The organism is Croceibacterium xixiisoli, from assembly GCF_009827305.1.
Lineage (GTDB): Bacteria > Pseudomonadota > Alphaproteobacteria > Sphingomonadales > Sphingomonadaceae > Croceibacterium_C > Croceibacterium_C xixiisoli.
In genome coordinates this window covers 255,907-271,401 of the sequence record NZ_WTYJ01000003.1, presented here as the reverse complement: position 1 = coordinate 271,401, position 15,495 = coordinate 255,907, and the positions used below count along the sequence as shown (strand labels likewise).

Annotated in this window: 14 protein-coding genes; 10 read left to right on the top strand and 4 right to left on the bottom strand. The window is 63.5% G+C overall.

The annotated features are described in order from the left end of the window. Positions 1–13: 13 nt before the first annotated feature. Genes GRI97_RS14915 through GRI97_RS14905 form a run of 3 tightly spaced genes read right to left on the bottom strand, consistent with a single transcriptional unit; the run spans position 14 to position 1,949 of the window. Positions 14–931, bottom strand: a complete 918-nt coding sequence (locus GRI97_RS14915) for an SDR family NAD(P)-dependent oxidoreductase (protein WP_161391998.1) — start codon at positions 929–931, stop codon at positions 14–16. Then, positions 928–1,425, bottom strand: coding sequence for a nuclear transport factor 2 family protein (locus tag GRI97_RS14910; RefSeq protein WP_161391997.1), 498 nt, complete (start codon positions 1,423–1,425; stop codon positions 928–930). Before GRI97_RS14910 ends, GRI97_RS14915 begins: the two co-directional genes overlap by 4 nt. Next, positions 1,422–1,949 (bottom strand): nuclear transport factor 2 family protein, encoded by a 528-nt coding sequence (locus GRI97_RS14905; RefSeq protein ID WP_161391996.1) that lies wholly within the window; start codon positions 1,947–1,949, stop codon positions 1,422–1,424. Before GRI97_RS14905 ends, GRI97_RS14910 begins: the two co-directional genes overlap by 4 nt. 271 nt (positions 1,950–2,220) lie before the next feature. On the opposite strand from GRI97_RS14905, the gene GRI97_RS14900 reads away from it, so the two are divergent. The 8 genes from GRI97_RS14900 (at position 2,221) to GRI97_RS14865 (ending at position 12,693) form a co-directional block, all read left to right on the top strand. After that, complete coding sequence (locus tag GRI97_RS14900) at positions 2,221–3,633, top strand: MFS transporter (protein WP_161391995.1); 1,413 nt, start codon at positions 2,221–2,223, stop codon at positions 3,631–3,633. A 107-nt stretch (positions 3,634–3,740) separates the two neighbouring features. Continuing rightward, on the top strand, positions 3,741–5,171 hold the full coding sequence (locus tag GRI97_RS14895; RefSeq protein ID WP_161391994.1) for an NAD-dependent succinate-semialdehyde dehydrogenase: 1,431 nt from the start codon (positions 3,741–3,743) through the stop codon (positions 5,169–5,171). Positions 5,172–5,230: 59 nt separating this feature from the next. Continuing rightward, positions 5,231–6,805 (top strand): FAD-binding oxidoreductase, encoded by a 1,575-nt coding sequence (locus GRI97_RS14890; RefSeq protein ID WP_202392782.1) that lies wholly within the window; start codon positions 5,231–5,233, stop codon positions 6,803–6,805. A 14-nt stretch (positions 6,806–6,819) separates the two neighbouring features. Further along, positions 6,820–7,875, top strand: a complete 1,056-nt coding sequence (locus tag GRI97_RS14885) for an amidohydrolase family protein (protein ID WP_161391993.1) — start codon at positions 6,820–6,822, stop codon at positions 7,873–7,875. 14 nt (positions 7,876–7,889) lie between these two features. Further along, on the top strand, positions 7,890–8,750 hold the full coding sequence (locus GRI97_RS14880) for an SDR family oxidoreductase (protein WP_161391992.1): 861 nt from the start codon (positions 7,890–7,892) through the stop codon (positions 8,748–8,750). A gap of 206 nt (positions 8,751–8,956) precedes the next feature. After that, positions 8,957–10,585 carry an MFS transporter gene (locus GRI97_RS14875; RefSeq protein WP_161391991.1) on the top strand — a complete coding sequence of 543 codons (1,629 nt, stop codon included), beginning with the start codon at positions 8,957–8,959 and terminating at the stop codon, positions 10,583–10,585. Continuing rightward, positions 10,585–12,135, top strand: a complete 1,551-nt coding sequence (gene mdlC / locus GRI97_RS14870) for a benzoylformate decarboxylase (protein ID WP_161391990.1) — start codon at positions 10,585–10,587, stop codon at positions 12,133–12,135. Before GRI97_RS14875 ends, mdlC begins: the two co-directional genes overlap by 1 nt. Positions 12,136–12,225: 90 nt before the next feature. Next, positions 12,226–12,693, top strand: coding sequence for a hypothetical protein (locus GRI97_RS14865; protein WP_161391989.1), 468 nt, complete (start codon positions 12,226–12,228; stop codon positions 12,691–12,693). A 236-nt stretch (positions 12,694–12,929) separates the two neighbouring features. Here the strand turns inward: GRI97_RS14865 and GRI97_RS14860 are convergent, their stop codons facing one another. Beyond that, positions 12,930–13,391, bottom strand: a complete 462-nt coding sequence (locus tag GRI97_RS14860; protein WP_161391988.1) for a DUF3237 domain-containing protein — start codon at positions 13,389–13,391, stop codon at positions 12,930–12,932. Between the two features lie 145 nt (positions 13,392–13,536). Between GRI97_RS14860 and GRI97_RS14855 the strand changes: the two genes are divergently transcribed. Together GRI97_RS14855 and GRI97_RS14850 are read left to right on the top strand one after the other, a co-directional pair. Next, on the top strand, positions 13,537–15,195 hold the full coding sequence (locus tag GRI97_RS14855) for a GMC family oxidoreductase (protein ID WP_161391987.1): 1,659 nt from the start codon (positions 13,537–13,539) through the stop codon (positions 15,193–15,195). A 27-nt stretch (positions 15,196–15,222) separates the two neighbouring features. Continuing rightward, complete coding sequence (locus GRI97_RS14850; protein WP_161391986.1) at positions 15,223–15,492, top strand: hypothetical protein; 270 nt, start codon at positions 15,223–15,225, stop codon at positions 15,490–15,492. Positions 15,493–15,495 lie beyond the last annotated feature (3 nt).

The window sequence follows — 15,495 nt, the reverse complement described above, 5'->3', positions numbered from 1 at the left end:
CAGGATGTGCAGATCAGCCCGGCGCGTTCGCCTTGCGCCGGGTTTCGGCGAAGCCATCGGCACGGATTTTTTCGAAAGCGACCCTCTGTTCGAAACCGGGATCCTGCGGATAATCGCGATAGTCCGCCAGTATTTCGTCGAACAGTTCGGCTACCTCCGCCTTGTGGTCAGGGTGGGTGAAGATGTTGGCGCGGTTTTCCCGCACCCCTTCCAAAATGCGTTCGCCGATGACATCGGGTTCCATCCCGAATTCATGCACGCCTTCCAGCCGTTCGACCATGGCGGTATCGACCGGCTTCATCTGCCCCTTCAGCCCATCGGGGCGGACATCGTCGCTGGCGTAGATGAAGCTCTTCACCAGTCCCGGATGCACCGCAGATACGCCGATGCCGTACTGGTACATCGAATGGCGCAGTGAATAGGTCAGCCCGCGCACCGCGAATTTGGCTGTGTTGTAGATGCCCGGGCTGCCCCCGGCGATGAAGCTGGCCATGCTGGCGGTGTTGGTGATGTGGCCGCCCTTGACCGTACCATCCAGCGCACGCTGCTTCATGCGCGGGGCGAAGGTCTGCACGCCGTTGATCACGCCATGCAGATTGACCCCCAGCACCCAATCCCAATCGTCATAGGATGAATCCTCGATCGGCTGGAAAAGATTGATGCCGGCATTGTTGAACAGCAGGCTGACCGGGCCGAATTCGGCCTCCACCCGGTCGGCCGCCTCGCGATATCCGTCGCGATCCATGACGTTGAGCTGCACGCCCATGACCTCGCGATTGTCGAGGCTGGCCAGCGCCCGGTCGATCGAATCCTGGCGAATATCGGCGATCGCCACCTTGGCCCCGGCGTTCAGCAGATTGCGGACGATGCCCAGCCCGACCCCATTGGCACCGCCGGTAACGAACGCCGTGCGTCCGGCAAAATCGATCATCGTGCATCCTCCGCATTGGCATCCATCCCCAGCACCGGGTTGGCGGGGCCCGAATGGCGGCCGGTCAGGAATTCATTGTAAATCTTGCGCCGGGCGAACAGCCAGCGGCCATCGATCCGGACAAGATCATCTTCATAGGTGCCGAAGCTTTCGGTCTTCAGCGCACCTTCGGGCCCGCCATTGGTCATTTCAAACCACATGCCGGTGTTCCAGGCGCGATTGCCTTCGACGCGGATCGCCTTGTGCTGCACCAGATGGCGCAACTTGGCCGGGCGCCCCTGCCAGTCGACGAAAACTTCCGCGATCTTGTCGCGGAAGATCAGCGCCTCTGCCCGGATCTGCTCCCGCCCCTGGAGCGTGCCCATGGCGTAATCGAGAATGCCATCTTCGGTGAAGCATCCGGCGTAACCATCCGCGTCATGGTAATCCATGGCGAAGAGGTAGCGGGCCATGAGATCCTCGATCTCCGCCCGGTCGCGGGCGTAGCTGGTCATCCGCCAATCACCGCGCCATCCATTCCGCGCACCGGATTTTCCGGGCCCGACTGCCGCCCTTCGAGGAATTCGTTCATGATCCGGCGTTCGCTGAACAGCCAGCGGCCATCGACACGCACGAGCTTGTCTTCATAAATCCCGAAAGTGCCCATTTTCAGGGATTTGCCGGGGCCGTCATTGGCCATTTCAAACCATTGCGCACGGGTCCAGGCGCGATCACCCTGCACGCGGATGGCGGTATGGGCCAGCACATGCCGCAGCGTGGCGGGGTTGCCGTCTTCATCCTTGTAATGTTCGCCGATCCGCTTCTTGAAGCCCTTTACCGCATCCATGATGTTGGCCTTGCCGGCGACGCGGCCGCGCGCGAATTCGAATTCCGCGTCATCGGTGAACATGGTTTCGAACGTGTCCATGTCATTGTAATCGAGCGCGAAGAGATAGCGGGCCATCAGATCTTCGATCTCTGCCCGGTCGCGGGCATAGGCTTCGTCATAAATCTGCGAATTGGAAACGGCTGCGGTCATCGGCGATGCTCCTGCTGGTTGTTGTTGTTTGTCCGGCAGGATTTCCATCCGCGAGCCACCACGGGGGACGGCTGCGCGCACGGCGGCGGCAGCGGTTCCGGGGCGGAAATCGGGGGCGGCATCCTGTCCTCTCCTGCCGCTATCTCCGCCATTCTGCGACGGACTGCGACAACTTTGCGCTTCGCCTTGGTCTATTCACTGCCTACAAGCCGGGGCAAGGGAATTGTTGCAAGGCCAGCCGCAAGAGCGGGCCATTGGGGAGAACAGAACCATGGCCACGCCACATGGTGTGCGGCAGTCTGCCGTGCCGCATGCAGAACCGGGAACGGCGCCGGATGCCGCATCCTGGCCCAGTGAGCGCGCCGGTTTTTATGCGCTGGCCGTGATCGTCTTCACATCCTTCATCACCTTCCTGGATCAGACGGTGTTCGGGTTGCTGGCCGAAAAGATGAAGGTCAGTTTTGGCATTTCCGATTTCGAACTGGGGCTGCTGCTCGGCCCGGTGACGGTGGTGGCCTATGTGGTGGTCGGCATTCCGCTGGCCCGGCTGGTCGATCTCTATCGCCGCAAATATGTGCTGGCGGCCAGCATCACCGCGCTCAGCACGATCATGGCGCTGGGCGGAATGGCCCAGAATTTCATGCAGTTGGCGACCACGCGCCTGTTCGTGGGGGCGAGCAATTCGGCCAAGGGGCCGGCATCCTATTCGCTATTGGTGGATTATTTCCGCCCGTCGCGCATCCCGCTGGTCTTTGCCTTGCTGCAGCTAGGCTACATCCTGGGCCAGTCGCTGGGCAATATCATCGGCGGGCAGATGATCGCCTGGTCGAACCGACTGGGGGAGACCACGCTGTTCCTGGGGATGGAGATTTTCAGCTGGCAGCTGGTGTTGCTGATGCTCGGCCCGCCGGGTTTCATCGGCGCGATGATGCTGATGACGATCAAGGAACCGCCACGCAGGAGCACGCCAGAAGCACGCATTATCACGCCTGAGCACGCCCCACTTGCGCGCCGGGTCGCCGCGTTCATCGGTCTGGATGCCATGCGCGCGCTCTGGGCTCGGAAGATTGTGTTCCTGCCGCTGTTGCTGGCGGTGGCGATGTCGGCGATCGAAAGTCAGGGCCTGCCGCAGTTCCGCACCCCCTTCCTGGTGCGGACCTACGGCTGGAGCGAGGCGCAGATCGGGGCGGTGCTGGGCAGCATGCTGCTGGCATCGATGATCGCCGGGGTTGCGGCCGGCGGGTTCTTCGTGGCGTGGCTGGCCAAGCGGTACAAGGATGCCAATGTCCGCGCGACGGCGATCGTGATGATCTGCACCACCGTGGTGACCATTGCCCTGCCGCTGATGCCCACGGGCGAACTGGCGCTGGCCTGCATGGCGTTGTCTTCTTTCTTCGGGCTGGCGGGTGCGCCGGCGCAGAATGCCGCGATCCAGCGGATCGTGCCCAATGAGATGCGCGGCCAGATCACGGCGATGTATCTGTTCATGTTCAGCGTGTTCGGCGCGCTGGGGCCGATGGTGATCGGCGGGATCAGCACCTTCATCGTCGGCAATGAGCAGCAATTGTGGAAGGCGCTGCTGATCACCGCCGCCGTGTTCATGCCGGTGGCCACCGCGCTGATGTGGCGCAGCATCGCGCCCTATCGCGCCGAGGTCGAGCGGCTGGAGGAGATGGGCCGATAAAGGGCGGGATTGGGCGCCCAAACCCGCCTGGGGCGTTGACTTGCCCGGCGGGCTTCACCATCGATTGCCCCAAGCACCGCGCAAGGTGAAATCCGGGAGAGACTGAGATGACGCAATACCCCGCCCTGCACATGATCATCGACGGGCAGAAGATTTCCGGCGGCGGCCGCCGCAGCTTTGACGTGGTGAACCCCGCCACCGGCGAAGTGATCGGGGCCCTGCCGCTGGCCGATCCCGCCGATCTGGATCGCGCGCTGGAAGTGGCCGCGAAGGGTTTTCGCATCTGGCGCAAGTCCACCCCGCAGGAACGCGCCAATGTGCTGCAGGGCGCCGCGCGGCTGATGCTGGAACGCGCCGACGATCTGGCGCGCATCGCCACCCAGGAACAGGGCAAGCCTTTCGCCGAGGCGAAGATCGAGCTGATGATGAATGTCGGCTTGTTCAATTTCTATGCCGGCGAATGCTTCCGTATCTATGGCCGCGAACTGGTGCGCCCCGATGGCCAGCGTTCGACCGTGCGGCATGAGCCGGTCGGCCCCGTTGCCGCCTTCGCTCCCTGGAACTTCCCGCTCGGCAATCCGGGCCGCAAGCTGGGCGCGCCGATCGCCGCCGGCTGTTCGGTGATCCTGAAATCAGCGGAAGAAACCCCGGCATCCGCGCTGGGCGTGCTGCAGTGCCTGCTCGATGCCGGTCTGCCCAAGGAAGTGGCGCAGGCCGTGTTCGGCGTGCCCGATGAAGTGAGCACCCATCTGCTGGGCAGCCCGATCATCCGCAAGCTGAGCTTCACCGGCTCGACCGTAGTGGGCAAGCATCTGGCCCGGCTGGCGACCGAAAACATGCAGCGCACCACCATGGAACTGGGCGGCCACGGCCCGGTGCTGGTGTTCGGCGACGCCGATGTCGACCAGGTGCTGGATACGGCCGTGGGCGGCAAATATCGCAATTGCGGCCAGGTCTGCGTCAGCCCGACCCGCTTCATCGTGCAGGAAGATGTGTTCGAACGCTTCCGCGACGGCTTCATCGAACGCGCCAAGGCGGTGAAGGTCGGTGACGGGCTGGAACAGGGCACGCAGATGGGCCCGATGGCCAATCCGCGCCGCCCCGAAGCGATCGACCGGCTGATCGGCAATGCCCGCGACAAGGGCGCCAAGCTGGGCACCGGCGGCGAACGCATCGGCAATCGCGGGTTCTTCTACCAGCCGAGCGTGCTGTCGGAAATTCCGCTCGACGCCGATATCATGAACGAGGAACCGTTTGGCCCGATCGCGCTGATCAACCCGTTCCGGGACGAGGAATCGATGATCGCCGAAGCCAACCGCCTGCCCTATGGCCTGGCCGCCTATGCCTGGACCGCCGATGCCAAGCGCCAGCGCCGGCTGGCGACCGAGATCGAGGCCGGGATGATCGGCATCAACACCCATATGATCGGCGGCGCAGATGCCCCGTTCGGCGGGGTGAAATGGTCCGGCCACGGCAGCGAAGATGGCCCCGAAGGCGTGCTGGCCTGCATGGTGACCAAGGCGGTGCACGAGGCCTGATTGTGTAAGCCAGCTTGCGTTCTGCACGGGGAAAATCCCGGCAATCACGGAGAAAGAGAATGGAGAGGATCGCAAATTCCGGAGCTGCCAGCGCCGCCGCACGCGATGCGGCGCTGGTCGCGCTTGAACAGGCGCTGGGTCCTGACGGGGTTCTGACCGACCCCGCCAGCCTGGCGGAATTTCGCGATCCCTTCGCCCCCGCCGGGCAGGAATGGTATGAGCCATCCGCCGTGCTGATGCCAGCCAGCACCGAAGAGGTGCAGGCGATCGTGCGCATCGCCAATGAGCACGGCACCCCGCTGTGGACCAACGGCCAGGGCCGCAACAATGGCTATGGCGGGCCGGCCCCGCGCCTGTCCGGATCCTTCGTGCTGTCGCTGCGGCGGATGAACCGCGTGCTGGAGGTGGATGAGGATTCCGCCTGGGCGCTGCTGCAGCCCGGCGTGCGTTTTTTCGATCTCTACGATCATCTGCGCGCCACGGGATCCAAGCTGTGGATGTCCGTCCCGGATCTGGGCTGGGGCAGCGTGGTCGGCAATACGCTGGACCATGGCGTCGGCTACACACCGTTGGGCGATCATCTGGCCAATCAGTGCGGGATGGAGGTGGTGCTGCCCGATGGCGAATTGCTGCGCACCGGCATGGGCGGCATGTCCAACCCGCGTGCCTGGCAGGTGTTCAAGCATGGCTGCGGCCCCTCGGCCGACGGGCTGTTCAGCCAATCCAATTTCGGCATCGTGACGCAGATGGGCATGTGGCTGATGCCGCCGCCCGAATGCTACATGCCCGGCTGGCTGACGCTGCGCAAAGACAGCGATCTGGAACTGCTGCTGGAAAAGCTGCGCCCTTTGATGCTGGACGGCACGATCCCCAACCAGCCGATGATCATCAATGCGGTCTGCGCTGCCTCCGCCTTCTGGGGCCGGCAGGACTGGTTCACCGGCGAGGGCCCGATTCCGGACGAGGTGATCGACCGGATTGCCGATACCCCCGGATTTGGCCGCTGGGTGATGCGTTTCGCGCTCTATGGCGATGAGCCGGTGGTCGAACACCAGCGCCGCAAGGTGGAGGCCGCCTTCGGCCATATCCCCGGCGCGGCAGTGACCTTTTCCAAATATGACGGCCGCAATCTGCCCGAACTGACCAATCCGCATGAACGGGTGCAGGCCGGTATCCCGAGCATGGATCTGGACCGCATGACCCGCTGGTATGGCGGTGAAAAGGGCGGCCATATCGGGTTTTCCTGCGCCATGCCGATCACCGGGCAGGATGGCGCGGCGATCCGGGACATGGTGGCGAGCGAACTGCATGCGGCAGGCCTTGATTATTCCGGCGTCATCATCGTGGGCAAACGCCACATGATCCATGTCGGGCTGGTGGTGTTCGACACAGAGGACGCTGCCCAAAGCAAGGCCGCCTATGACGCCTGCAAGCGACTGGTCGGCCCGGCTGCCAAGCTCGGTTATGGCGAATATCGATCCCACATCGATTTCATGGATCTGGTCGCCGACCAGTATGATTTCAACAACCACGCCCAGCGACGCTTTGCCGAAACGATCAAGGATGCCCTTGATCCCAATGGCATTCTGTCGCCCGGGAAGCAGGGCATCTGGCCCCGTGCGTGGCGCAGCTGAACGAAAGGAAACGCGTGACTCAAGAACTCAAGACCGGCGGCGAGAAGGGCTATCTGCGGATCGCCACCGAAGAAGCCTTCGCCACCCAGGAACAGCTGGACGCGATCATGCGGCTGGTCCGCGAAGGCCGCGCCGACAAGGGCACGGTTTCGCTCTGGGGTTTCTATGGCACCAGCCCATCCGAGCGCACGACCTTCATCCGGGAGCGGCTACTCGATCTGGGCGAGCTGCGCATCCAGGCGATGGACGATGCCGGCATCGACAAGGCGGTGCTGGCGCTGACCAGCCCCGGCACCCAGTCCATGCACGATCCCGAAGAAGCCAGGCGGATCGCGCGCAATGCCAATGATCAGTTGAAGGACGCGTGCGAGCGTTACCCCGACCGGTTCCATGGCATGATCGCGGTTGCGCCGATCGATCCGCAGTGGTCGGTCGAGGAACTGCGTCGCGGCAAGGAGGAACTGGGTTTCCACGGTGTGCAGATCAACAGCCACACCCATGGCCATTATCTGGATGAAGAACAGTTCGACCCGATCCTGCGCGCCTGCGCCGATCTGGACCTGCCGCTCTATATCCATCCGCAGGGCCTGCCCGACAGCATGATCGGCGACATGGCCGAAGCCGGGCTGGATGGCGCCGTCTACGGCTTTGGCGTGGAAACCAGCTATCACGCGATGCGTCTGCTGACGACCGGCGTGTTCGACCGCTACCCCGGGCTGCAGCTGATGCTGGGCCATGGTTGCGAAGGCCTGCCCTATTGGCTGGCGCGGCTGAACTACATGCATCAGGCCGGCATCCGTTCGCAGCGCTATGCGCGGCTGAAGCCGCAGAACCACGATCTGTTCCATTATATGCGCAACAATGTGCTCGCCACCAACAGCGGCATGCCGTTCGGCCCGGCGATCAAGCTGATGATCGAGGTAATGGGCGAAGACCGCGTGATGTATGCGATGGATTACCCCTATCAATACGTCCCGGACGAGGTACGTTTGCTCGACGATCTAGAGATCACGCCGCAGCAGAAGAAGAAATTCTTCCAGACGAATGCGGAACGCTGGTTCAAGCTCTGAGAGGGAACACAATTATGACGACCTATGCCGTGACCGGTGCGACCGGTCAGCTTGGCCGCCTGGTGCTGGATGATCTGCTGCGGCGCGTTGCGCCAGGCGATATCATCGCCATCGCGCGCAACACCGAAGCCCTGGCGTCCTACGCCGACAAGGGCGTGCAGTTGCGCCAGGCCGATTATGACGATGCCGCCAGCTTCGCCGACGCGCTCAAGGGCGTGGACCGGCTGTTGCTGATTTCGGGCAATGCCGTGGGCGAACGCGAACGCCAGCATGGCAATGTGATCGATGCCGCCAAGGATGAGGGCGTATCCTACATCGCCTATACCTCCATTCTGAAGGGCGATCAGTCGCGCCTGCAGTTGGCGCCCGAGCATGTCGCCACGGAAAAGCTGCTGGCCGACAGCGGCCTGAATTACGATGTGCTGCGCAACGGCTGGTATTCGGAAAACTATGTCGGCGGGCTGGCCCAGTCGATCAGCGCCGGGGCGGTATTGGGCGCGGTCGGCGATGGGCGGCTGTCCACCGCGTCGCGGGCCGACCTGGCCGCCGGAGCCGCCGCGGCGCTGGCCGATGGCAAGGGTGGCGACATCTATGAACTCGCCGGTGACCAGAGCTGGACCATGGCCGAATTCGCCGCCGAAGTCGCGCGCCAGTCCGGCAAGGATGTCGCCTATGTCAACCAGACCGAAGCCGAATATGCCAAGGTGCTGGAAGGCGTTGGCCTGCCCGCGCCGGTCGCCGCCATGCTGGCCAACACCAGCGCGCTTTCGGGCGAAGGCGAGCTTTACAACGACAGCAAGGATCTGAGCCGGCTGTCGGGTCGCCCGACCACCCCGATCAGCGAAACCATCGCAGCGGCCTTGGCCAAGGTGTGACCAATCGCCCCGGCTGGACAAGCGTTCAGCCGGGGCTACACCCGTTCACGCCGGTGCCCATTCATGCCGCTGCCCATTCATGCCGCTGCAAGGCGAAATGCGAAAAAACCGCGGGGGGCCGCGACAAAACGCCCCGACCGGGCCCATAAAGGCCCGCAACCATGCCGGGAAAACCCGCGCCGCATTTGGGGATAAAGAGGACGTTTATGGCAACAGCCGCAGATGACACGTCGAAGCCGGTACCCGAAGTCTCGCGCGCGGGCTGGTATGCGCTGATCCTGGTATCTTCCGCACAGGCGATGAGCCTGCTGGACCGGCAGATCCTGTCCATCCTGGCGCCGAGCATCCGCAAGGATCTGGGCATTGGCGACGCCGAGCTGGGCCTGCTCTATGGGACGGTCTTCGCGCTGTTCTACGCGCTGTTTTCCTTGCCCCTCGGGCGGCTGGTCGATGGCTGGGTCCGCACCCGACTGCTCGGCATCTGCGTGTTCTTCTGGTCGATTTCCGCCGGCATGGCCGCCTTCGCCACCAGCTTCACCCTGCTGGCGCTGTCCCGCCTGGGTGTGGGCATCGGTGAAGCCGCCGCGCAACCGGCAGCCAACAGCATCATCTTCGACGAATTCCCCCGCGCCAAGCGCGGCACGGCCATGGCCGCGCTGGGCATTGCCGTAGCGCTGGGTCTGGGCCTCTCCATGACGCTGGGCGGTGTGGTCGCCCATTGGTGGGACGTGCGCTATGCCGGTGGTGGCGCGCCGATGAATTTCTCCGGCTGGCAGTTCGCCTTTCTGGTGGCCGCCCTGCCTGGTTTCCCGCTCGCCTGGATGATCTATCGCATGAAGGAACCCGTGCGCGGGGCGATGGACGGGATCACGGCCCCGGCCGATCCGCATCCGTTCAAGGCCAGCGCCGCCGTGCTGGGTGCCGTCACCCCGGGCGCCAACTGGTTCATGCTGTGGCACCGCAAGGCCGGGGGCAAGCAGTGGGCGATCAATCTGATCGGCCTGGCCGTGATCCTGACCGTGTGCATCAGCATGACCCATTTGGCACAGGGCTTTTCCCCGCGCCCGCCGATCGAGGCGCTGGGCCTGTCGCTCGATCCCCATGTGCTGCAATGGTTCGTGGTCGGCTTCGGCGCCTTCGTGGTGCTGAACCTGTTCCAGTCGTTCAAGCTGACCGACAAGCCGACCTATAATGTCGTGCTGTCCCCCTCCGTCATCATGCTGGTGGTAGTCGCTGGCCTGCAGACATCGATCAATTATGGGGTGATGGGCTTCACGCCGTCATTCCTCAACCGCGCTTTCGGCCTCTCCCCGGCGGAAACCGGCGTGCAGTTCGGCCTGCTGTCTGCCGTGCTCGGCATGATCGGCCCGATCGTGGCCGGCCCGCTGAGCGATTGGCTGACCAAGCGCATGGGCGGTCAGGGCCGCGTGTGGCTGACAATCTTCTCGCTCTGCGTGTCACCGTTGTTCGGCCTGTGGACGTTCAGCGCGCCCGATCCGGGCAGTTTCTACCTGCGCTTCGTGTTCTACAGCCTGATCCTGACGCTGTGGCTGCCGCCGCTCTATTCGCTGCTGTATGATCTGGTCCTGCCGCGCATGCGGGGCATCACGTCATCGGTGTTCATCATCGTGACGACGCTGCTTGGCCTTGGTATGGGGCCCTATTTCGTCGGCATCGTCAGCGATCGCACCGGCGGCGATCTGGCACAGGCGATCATGTCCATCAATGTGGTCGCGCCGGTTATCGGCGTCTGCCTGCTGGTGGTGCTGCTGCGCGTCCGCCGCGACGAAGCCACTGTTATCGAGCGCGCCCGCGCTGGAGGAGAACCGATCTGATGTCTGCCGTGCGCCTTACAGTCCGCGAAGCCGCCTTCAAAGTATTCCAGCATTTCGGCGTCGATCGGCTGTTCGGCAATCCGGGCAGCACCGAGCTGCCGATGCTGAAGGCGATGCCGTTTCCCTATGTGATGGGGCTGAACGAGGCGGTGGTGGTGGGCATGGCCGATGGTTATGCCCGCGCATCGGGCAAGCCGGCGCTGGTCAATCTGCATTCTTCGGCCGGGACCGGCCATTCGCTGGGCAATCTGTTCACCGCCTGGAAGAACAACACCCCGGTGGTGGTCACCGCCGGGCAGCAGGCGCGCAGCATCCTGCCATTCGATCCGTTCCTGTTTGCCGAACGGCCGACCGAATTTCCGCGCCCCTATGTCAAATATGCGGTCGAACCGGCCCGCGCCGAGGATGTGCCGCTGGCGCTGGCCCGCGCGTTCGCCATTGCCATAACCCCGCCGATGGGCCCGGTGTTCGTTTCCATCCCGGTGGATGACTGGGACCGGGAATGCGACATGCCCGCCCTGCCCGATCTGACGCTGCGCACCATGGCCGACCCGGCCGGGATCGCCCGCATTGCCAGCCTGCTGAACGAAGCGAAGAATCCGGCGCTGGTGATCGGCACGGCGGCGGCCAATTCGGGCGCCTGGCAGCCGGCAATCCGGCTGGCGGAAAAATCCGGCCTGTCGGTCTGGGCCGCGCCCTATGCCGCGCGTGAGGTTTTCCCCGAAGACCACCCGCAATTTGCCGGTTTCCTGCCGGCCTGGCGCGACAAGATCCGCAATCTGCTGGCGCCGCATGATGCGATCATCGTGGTTGGGGCGCCGGTGTTCACCTATCACGTGGAGGGCACGGGCCCGCATTGGCCGGAAGGGGCGCAACTGATCGCCCTGTCCGACGACCCGCAGCATCTGGCCGCCCTGCCCGGCGGCGGCGGCGTGCTGGGCGATGTGGCCGCCGCGCTGGACACGCTGGCCGATCAGGCCACCCCGCGTGCCTTTGGCGGAGTAAGCCATACGCTCAAAACGCCGGAGCCGGCGATGACCGCCGCCCATGTGCTGAAACGCTTGGCCGAACTGCGCCCGGCCAATGCGGTGATCGTGGAAGAATCCCCCACCGCGCGTGGCCCGGTGCATGATACGCTGCCGATCACGCGCGAAGGCGGGTTCTACACCTGCGCCAGCGGTGGCCTGGGCTATTCGCTGCCCGCCGCTGTCGGTGTCGCGCTGGGCCAGTCGGACAAGGTGATTGCCGTGCTGGGTGATGGCGCGGCCATGTACACGATCCAGGGCCTGTTTTCCGCGCAGCAGGAACAGGCCGATGTCAGCTTCATCATCCTGAACAACGCCGCCTATGCCGCGCTGACCGGGTTTTCGGCAGAATTCGGCATGAATCATGTGCCGGGCTGCGACCTGACGGGCCTGGATTTCGTGAAGCTGGCCGAAGCCCAGGGCCTGCCCGCGCGCAAGGTCGATGCCGTGGACACGCTGGACGACGCGCTGAACTGGAGCCTGGGCCACAAGGGCCCCAGCCTGCTGGATGTGCGGATCGCCTGACTGGGGCGGACGGAAAAAGCATGAGGGAAGCGCGCCGGTGGAACGCCGGCGCGCGGCTTCCGATGCTCCGCCGTCCCGAAGCGGCGGCCCATGGCCTACAGTGTCACGATGCGTCGCCAGATATTAGTTAAGCGCACTGTCAACAAAATTTCAACGAAATGGGGGCATAAAATGGAAATACTCATATTAATTGCTGCCATATTTGGATTTATTGTATTTATACTTCCGTCTCTGGCCAGCGAAAAAACTAAGCTATTTCGGCGTGTCTGGTCCACTGAGCGCGCGATGGGTGGAAGCACGATCATCGCTGGAACGAATAATCACTTATGGGTCGCGCAGGACGTGGCTGTAAAAACCTTGATGACTAAGTATGGCATTTCTACGGGCGCAACACAGAAACAGCTAATGCAGCCCGTTGCGTCGCTGATGGCAGACGCAATGCAATTTGACATGCGGAATAGCCGGAACTTCGGCATAGAGGTCGCTCCTGTATTGGCACGGGAGATACGCAACCGTTGTCCGAACATATCCGGCGATGACCACAGCGGCGAAGCTTAGCCGGCTAAGCTGGCTGACAACTGGACACCCGCAAAATCCGTGTATTGGAACTGCGGTGAAAGTGTATCTATCAACCTCCGCCGACTTCGGCGCAAATCACGGGTGGAAGGCGTCACGGTACGCGCTGTCACCGGCTTCTATGGGCACGCACGCAAAAAGATCGCCGCTTGGGCCTTGACTGCGCTCAGGGGCGGCCGCCGCTATCTCGGATGTGCCACCCCCTCCTGCACCCGTCACTACAGCACCCGCCACACCCACAGCTTGATGCCGGCGGCATAACGCGCGCCGCTGCAGATGAAGATCGACTTGTTCATCCAGTCGTAGGGACCGGTGGGCGCGATGAATTCGGGCACGGTGCGGAAGTAATATTCGGCCGGGTCGACCTCTTCCCCGCGCCGCAGCCGGTCCATCACTTCGGCCGGGCCGTGGCGCAGCCCCTTGTTGCGGATCTGGATGATCGCGCCGTCATCGGTTTCGATGGCGTAGATAGCATCGGCCACGGTCACGCCATCGGGCCGAGTCAACTGCCAGTCGGCCGAATTGCCCATCAGCCGGCCGGAAATTTTCGGCCCCTTTACCGATCCGCCACCCACGATAGGGATGATCCGGCGGGTGCCGTCCACCACCTGGCCGATCTCCCGCGGGGGGTCCAGATCGCCGCTCGCTTCGTAGACAAACTCAAGCTCCGGCTTGATCATTCGCGTTCTCCCGTCAATGTTATGCATCAATGTTGTCCGTGACCGGGGAGCCTAAGCCCCCTAGCCTGTGACGCAAGCGACTCACGCGCCCAGTATGCACATCGCGTGCACACATCACGGGCGTGCAATGATAGGGAGAGTGTGAATGGCCGCCGATCTGTTTGCGGATTATGTGATCGTTGGTGCGGGTAGCGCCGGCTGCGTGCTGGCCAACCGGCTGAGCGCCAGCGGCGAATTCAATGTGGTGCTGCTGGAAGCCGGCGGGGACGATCGCCCGCTGAAGGAACCCAAGCAGTTCCTGTCCAACGTCATGATCCACACGCCGATCGGTTTCGGCAAGACGCTGAACGACCCCAAGGTCAACTGGCTGTATGAAACCGAGGTGGACGAAGGTTCGGGCAACCGTCGCCACAAATGGCCCAAGGGCAAGGTGCTGGGCGGTTCGAGCTCGATCAACGGGCTGCTGTATGTGCGTGGCCAGTCGGCCGATTATGACGGCTGGGCCCAGATGGGTGCGCGCGGCTGGAGCTGGGACGAGGTGCTGCCCTATTTCCGCAAGAGCGAACGCCAGGAACGCGGCAAGAATGAATTCCACGGCGGCGATGGCCCGCTGAATGTTTGCGATTTTCCCGAACAGCACCCGGTCAGCGCCGCGCTGGTCGAAGCCTGCGTGGAATATGGCATTCCGTTCAAGGAAGATCTGAACGACGGCAATCAGGAAGGCGTCAGCTTCTTCCAGATGACGGCCAAGAACGGCCGCCGCCAGTCGACCGCCGTCGCCTATCTCCACCCGGTGATGAAGCGGGAAAACCTGCTGGTCGAAACCCATGCCATGACCACCAAGATCATCTTCCGCGGGAAGAAGGCCGTGGGCGTGGAATTCGACCAGGGCGGCCAGCGCCGCCGCGTGATGGTGAGCCGCGAGGTGATCCTGGCCGCAGGTGCGGTGGAAAGCCCCAAGCTGCTGGAAGTGTCCGGCGTGGGCCAGGGCGCGCTGCTGCAGAAGCTGGGCGTGCAGGTAGTGCAGGATTCGCCGCTGGTGGGCGAAAACATGCAGGATCACTACATGATCGGCTGCCAGGCGACGCTGAAGGAAGATATTCATTCGATCAACTATCTGAGCCGGGGCGTGAACCTGCTGGGCCAGATCGCCAAATATGGCACCAGCCGCAAGGGCCTGCTCTCCTACGCCGTGGCCCATGGCTGCGCCTTCGTGAAAACCCGCGACACGCTGGATTTCCCCGATGTGCAAATCCATGTGATGGCGGCCAGCATGGATCTGGAATTCCTGAACGAGTTCCAGGGCCTGCGGCTGGACAAGGAACCGGGCCTGGCCTCCAACCCGTGCCAGGTGCGGCCGGAATCGCGCGGATCGATCCACGCCAAGACCCCCAATGGTCTCGATCGCCCGTCGATCGTGCCCAATTATCTGTCTGACCCGATGGATCAGCAGAGCGTGGTCGATCAGCTCAAGATCATTCGCGCCATCTGGCAACAGCCCGCGCTCAAGCCCTATCTGAAGGTGCCGGGCGATCCGTTCGGCCAGACCGATGAAGAAATGCTCGGCTATGCGAAGCTCGCCGGCGGGACGCTCTATCACGCGGTCGGCACGGTCGCGATGGGTGACGAACGCTTCCCGCTCGATCCGCAGCTGCGCGTGCGCGGCGTGGAAGGGCTGCGGGTGATCGACGCCTCGGTCTTCCCCAAGATCCCGAGCGGCAACACCAATGCGCCGACCATCATGGCCGCCGAAAAGGGCGCGGACATGGTGCTGGCCGATGCACGACAGGCGGCGCTCGTCTGATCGCAACACAGGACAAGGGGCAGCGGCATGGCAGAACTGATCTGGTTGTCGATGTTGCTGGCCCCTTTCCTGCTGGCATGGTGGATGATCCGTGCCCAAAGGCGCGTGCGCCGGCAGGCCGCGGAGGAACTGGACCAGACCCCCGTCGCTCGCCCTGCCGAAGATTTCGCCTATGAAGAGGTGGAACAGGGCGCGGACGGCCTGAACTATGGCCACCGCCATGATGGCGATGTCGTGCCGCCCGATCAGTGGGATGGCGAAAGCGACGGCGTCAGGGCGCTGAACGGGCGGCGCTGACCG

Bases quoted from the DNA above. Each gene is read 5' to 3' on its own strand.
- GRI97_RS14875 (WP_161391991.1), top strand. From the start codon at position 8,957: ATGGCAACAGCCGCAGATGACACGTCGAAGCCGGTACCCGAAGTCTCG.
- GRI97_RS14910 (WP_161391997.1), bottom strand. From the start codon at position 1,425: ATGACCAGCTACGCCCGCGACCGGGCGGAGATCGAGGATCTCATGGCC.
- GRI97_RS14915 (WP_161391998.1), bottom strand. From the start codon at position 931: ATGATCGATTTTGCCGGACGCACGGCGTTCGTTACCGGCGGTGCCAAT.
- GRI97_RS14850 (WP_161391986.1), top strand. From the start codon at position 15,223: ATGGCAGAACTGATCTGGTTGTCGATGTTGCTGGCCCCTTTCCTGCTG.
- GRI97_RS14880 (WP_161391992.1), top strand. From the start codon at position 7,890: ATGACGACCTATGCCGTGACCGGTGCGACCGGTCAGCTTGGCCGCCTG.
- GRI97_RS14865 (WP_161391989.1), top strand. From the start codon at position 12,226: ATGGCCTACAGTGTCACGATGCGTCGCCAGATATTAGTTAAGCGCACT.
- GRI97_RS14905 (WP_161391996.1), bottom strand. From the start codon at position 1,949: ATGACCGCAGCCGTTTCCAATTCGCAGATTTATGACGAAGCCTATGCC.
- GRI97_RS14890 (WP_202392782.1), top strand. From the start codon at position 5,231: ATGGAGAGGATCGCAAATTCCGGAGCTGCCAGCGCCGCCGCACGCGAT.
- GRI97_RS14855 (WP_161391987.1), top strand. From the start codon at position 13,537: ATGGCCGCCGATCTGTTTGCGGATTATGTGATCGTTGGTGCGGGTAGC.
- GRI97_RS14895 (WP_161391994.1), top strand. From the start codon at position 3,741: ATGACGCAATACCCCGCCCTGCACATGATCATCGACGGGCAGAAGATT.
- GRI97_RS14900 (WP_161391995.1), top strand. From the start codon at position 2,221: ATGGCCACGCCACATGGTGTGCGGCAGTCTGCCGTGCCGCATGCAGAA.
- mdlC (WP_161391990.1), top strand. From the start codon at position 10,585: ATGTCTGCCGTGCGCCTTACAGTCCGCGAAGCCGCCTTCAAAGTATTC.
- GRI97_RS14860 (WP_161391988.1), bottom strand. From the start codon at position 13,391: ATGATCAAGCCGGAGCTTGAGTTTGTCTACGAAGCGAGCGGCGATCTG.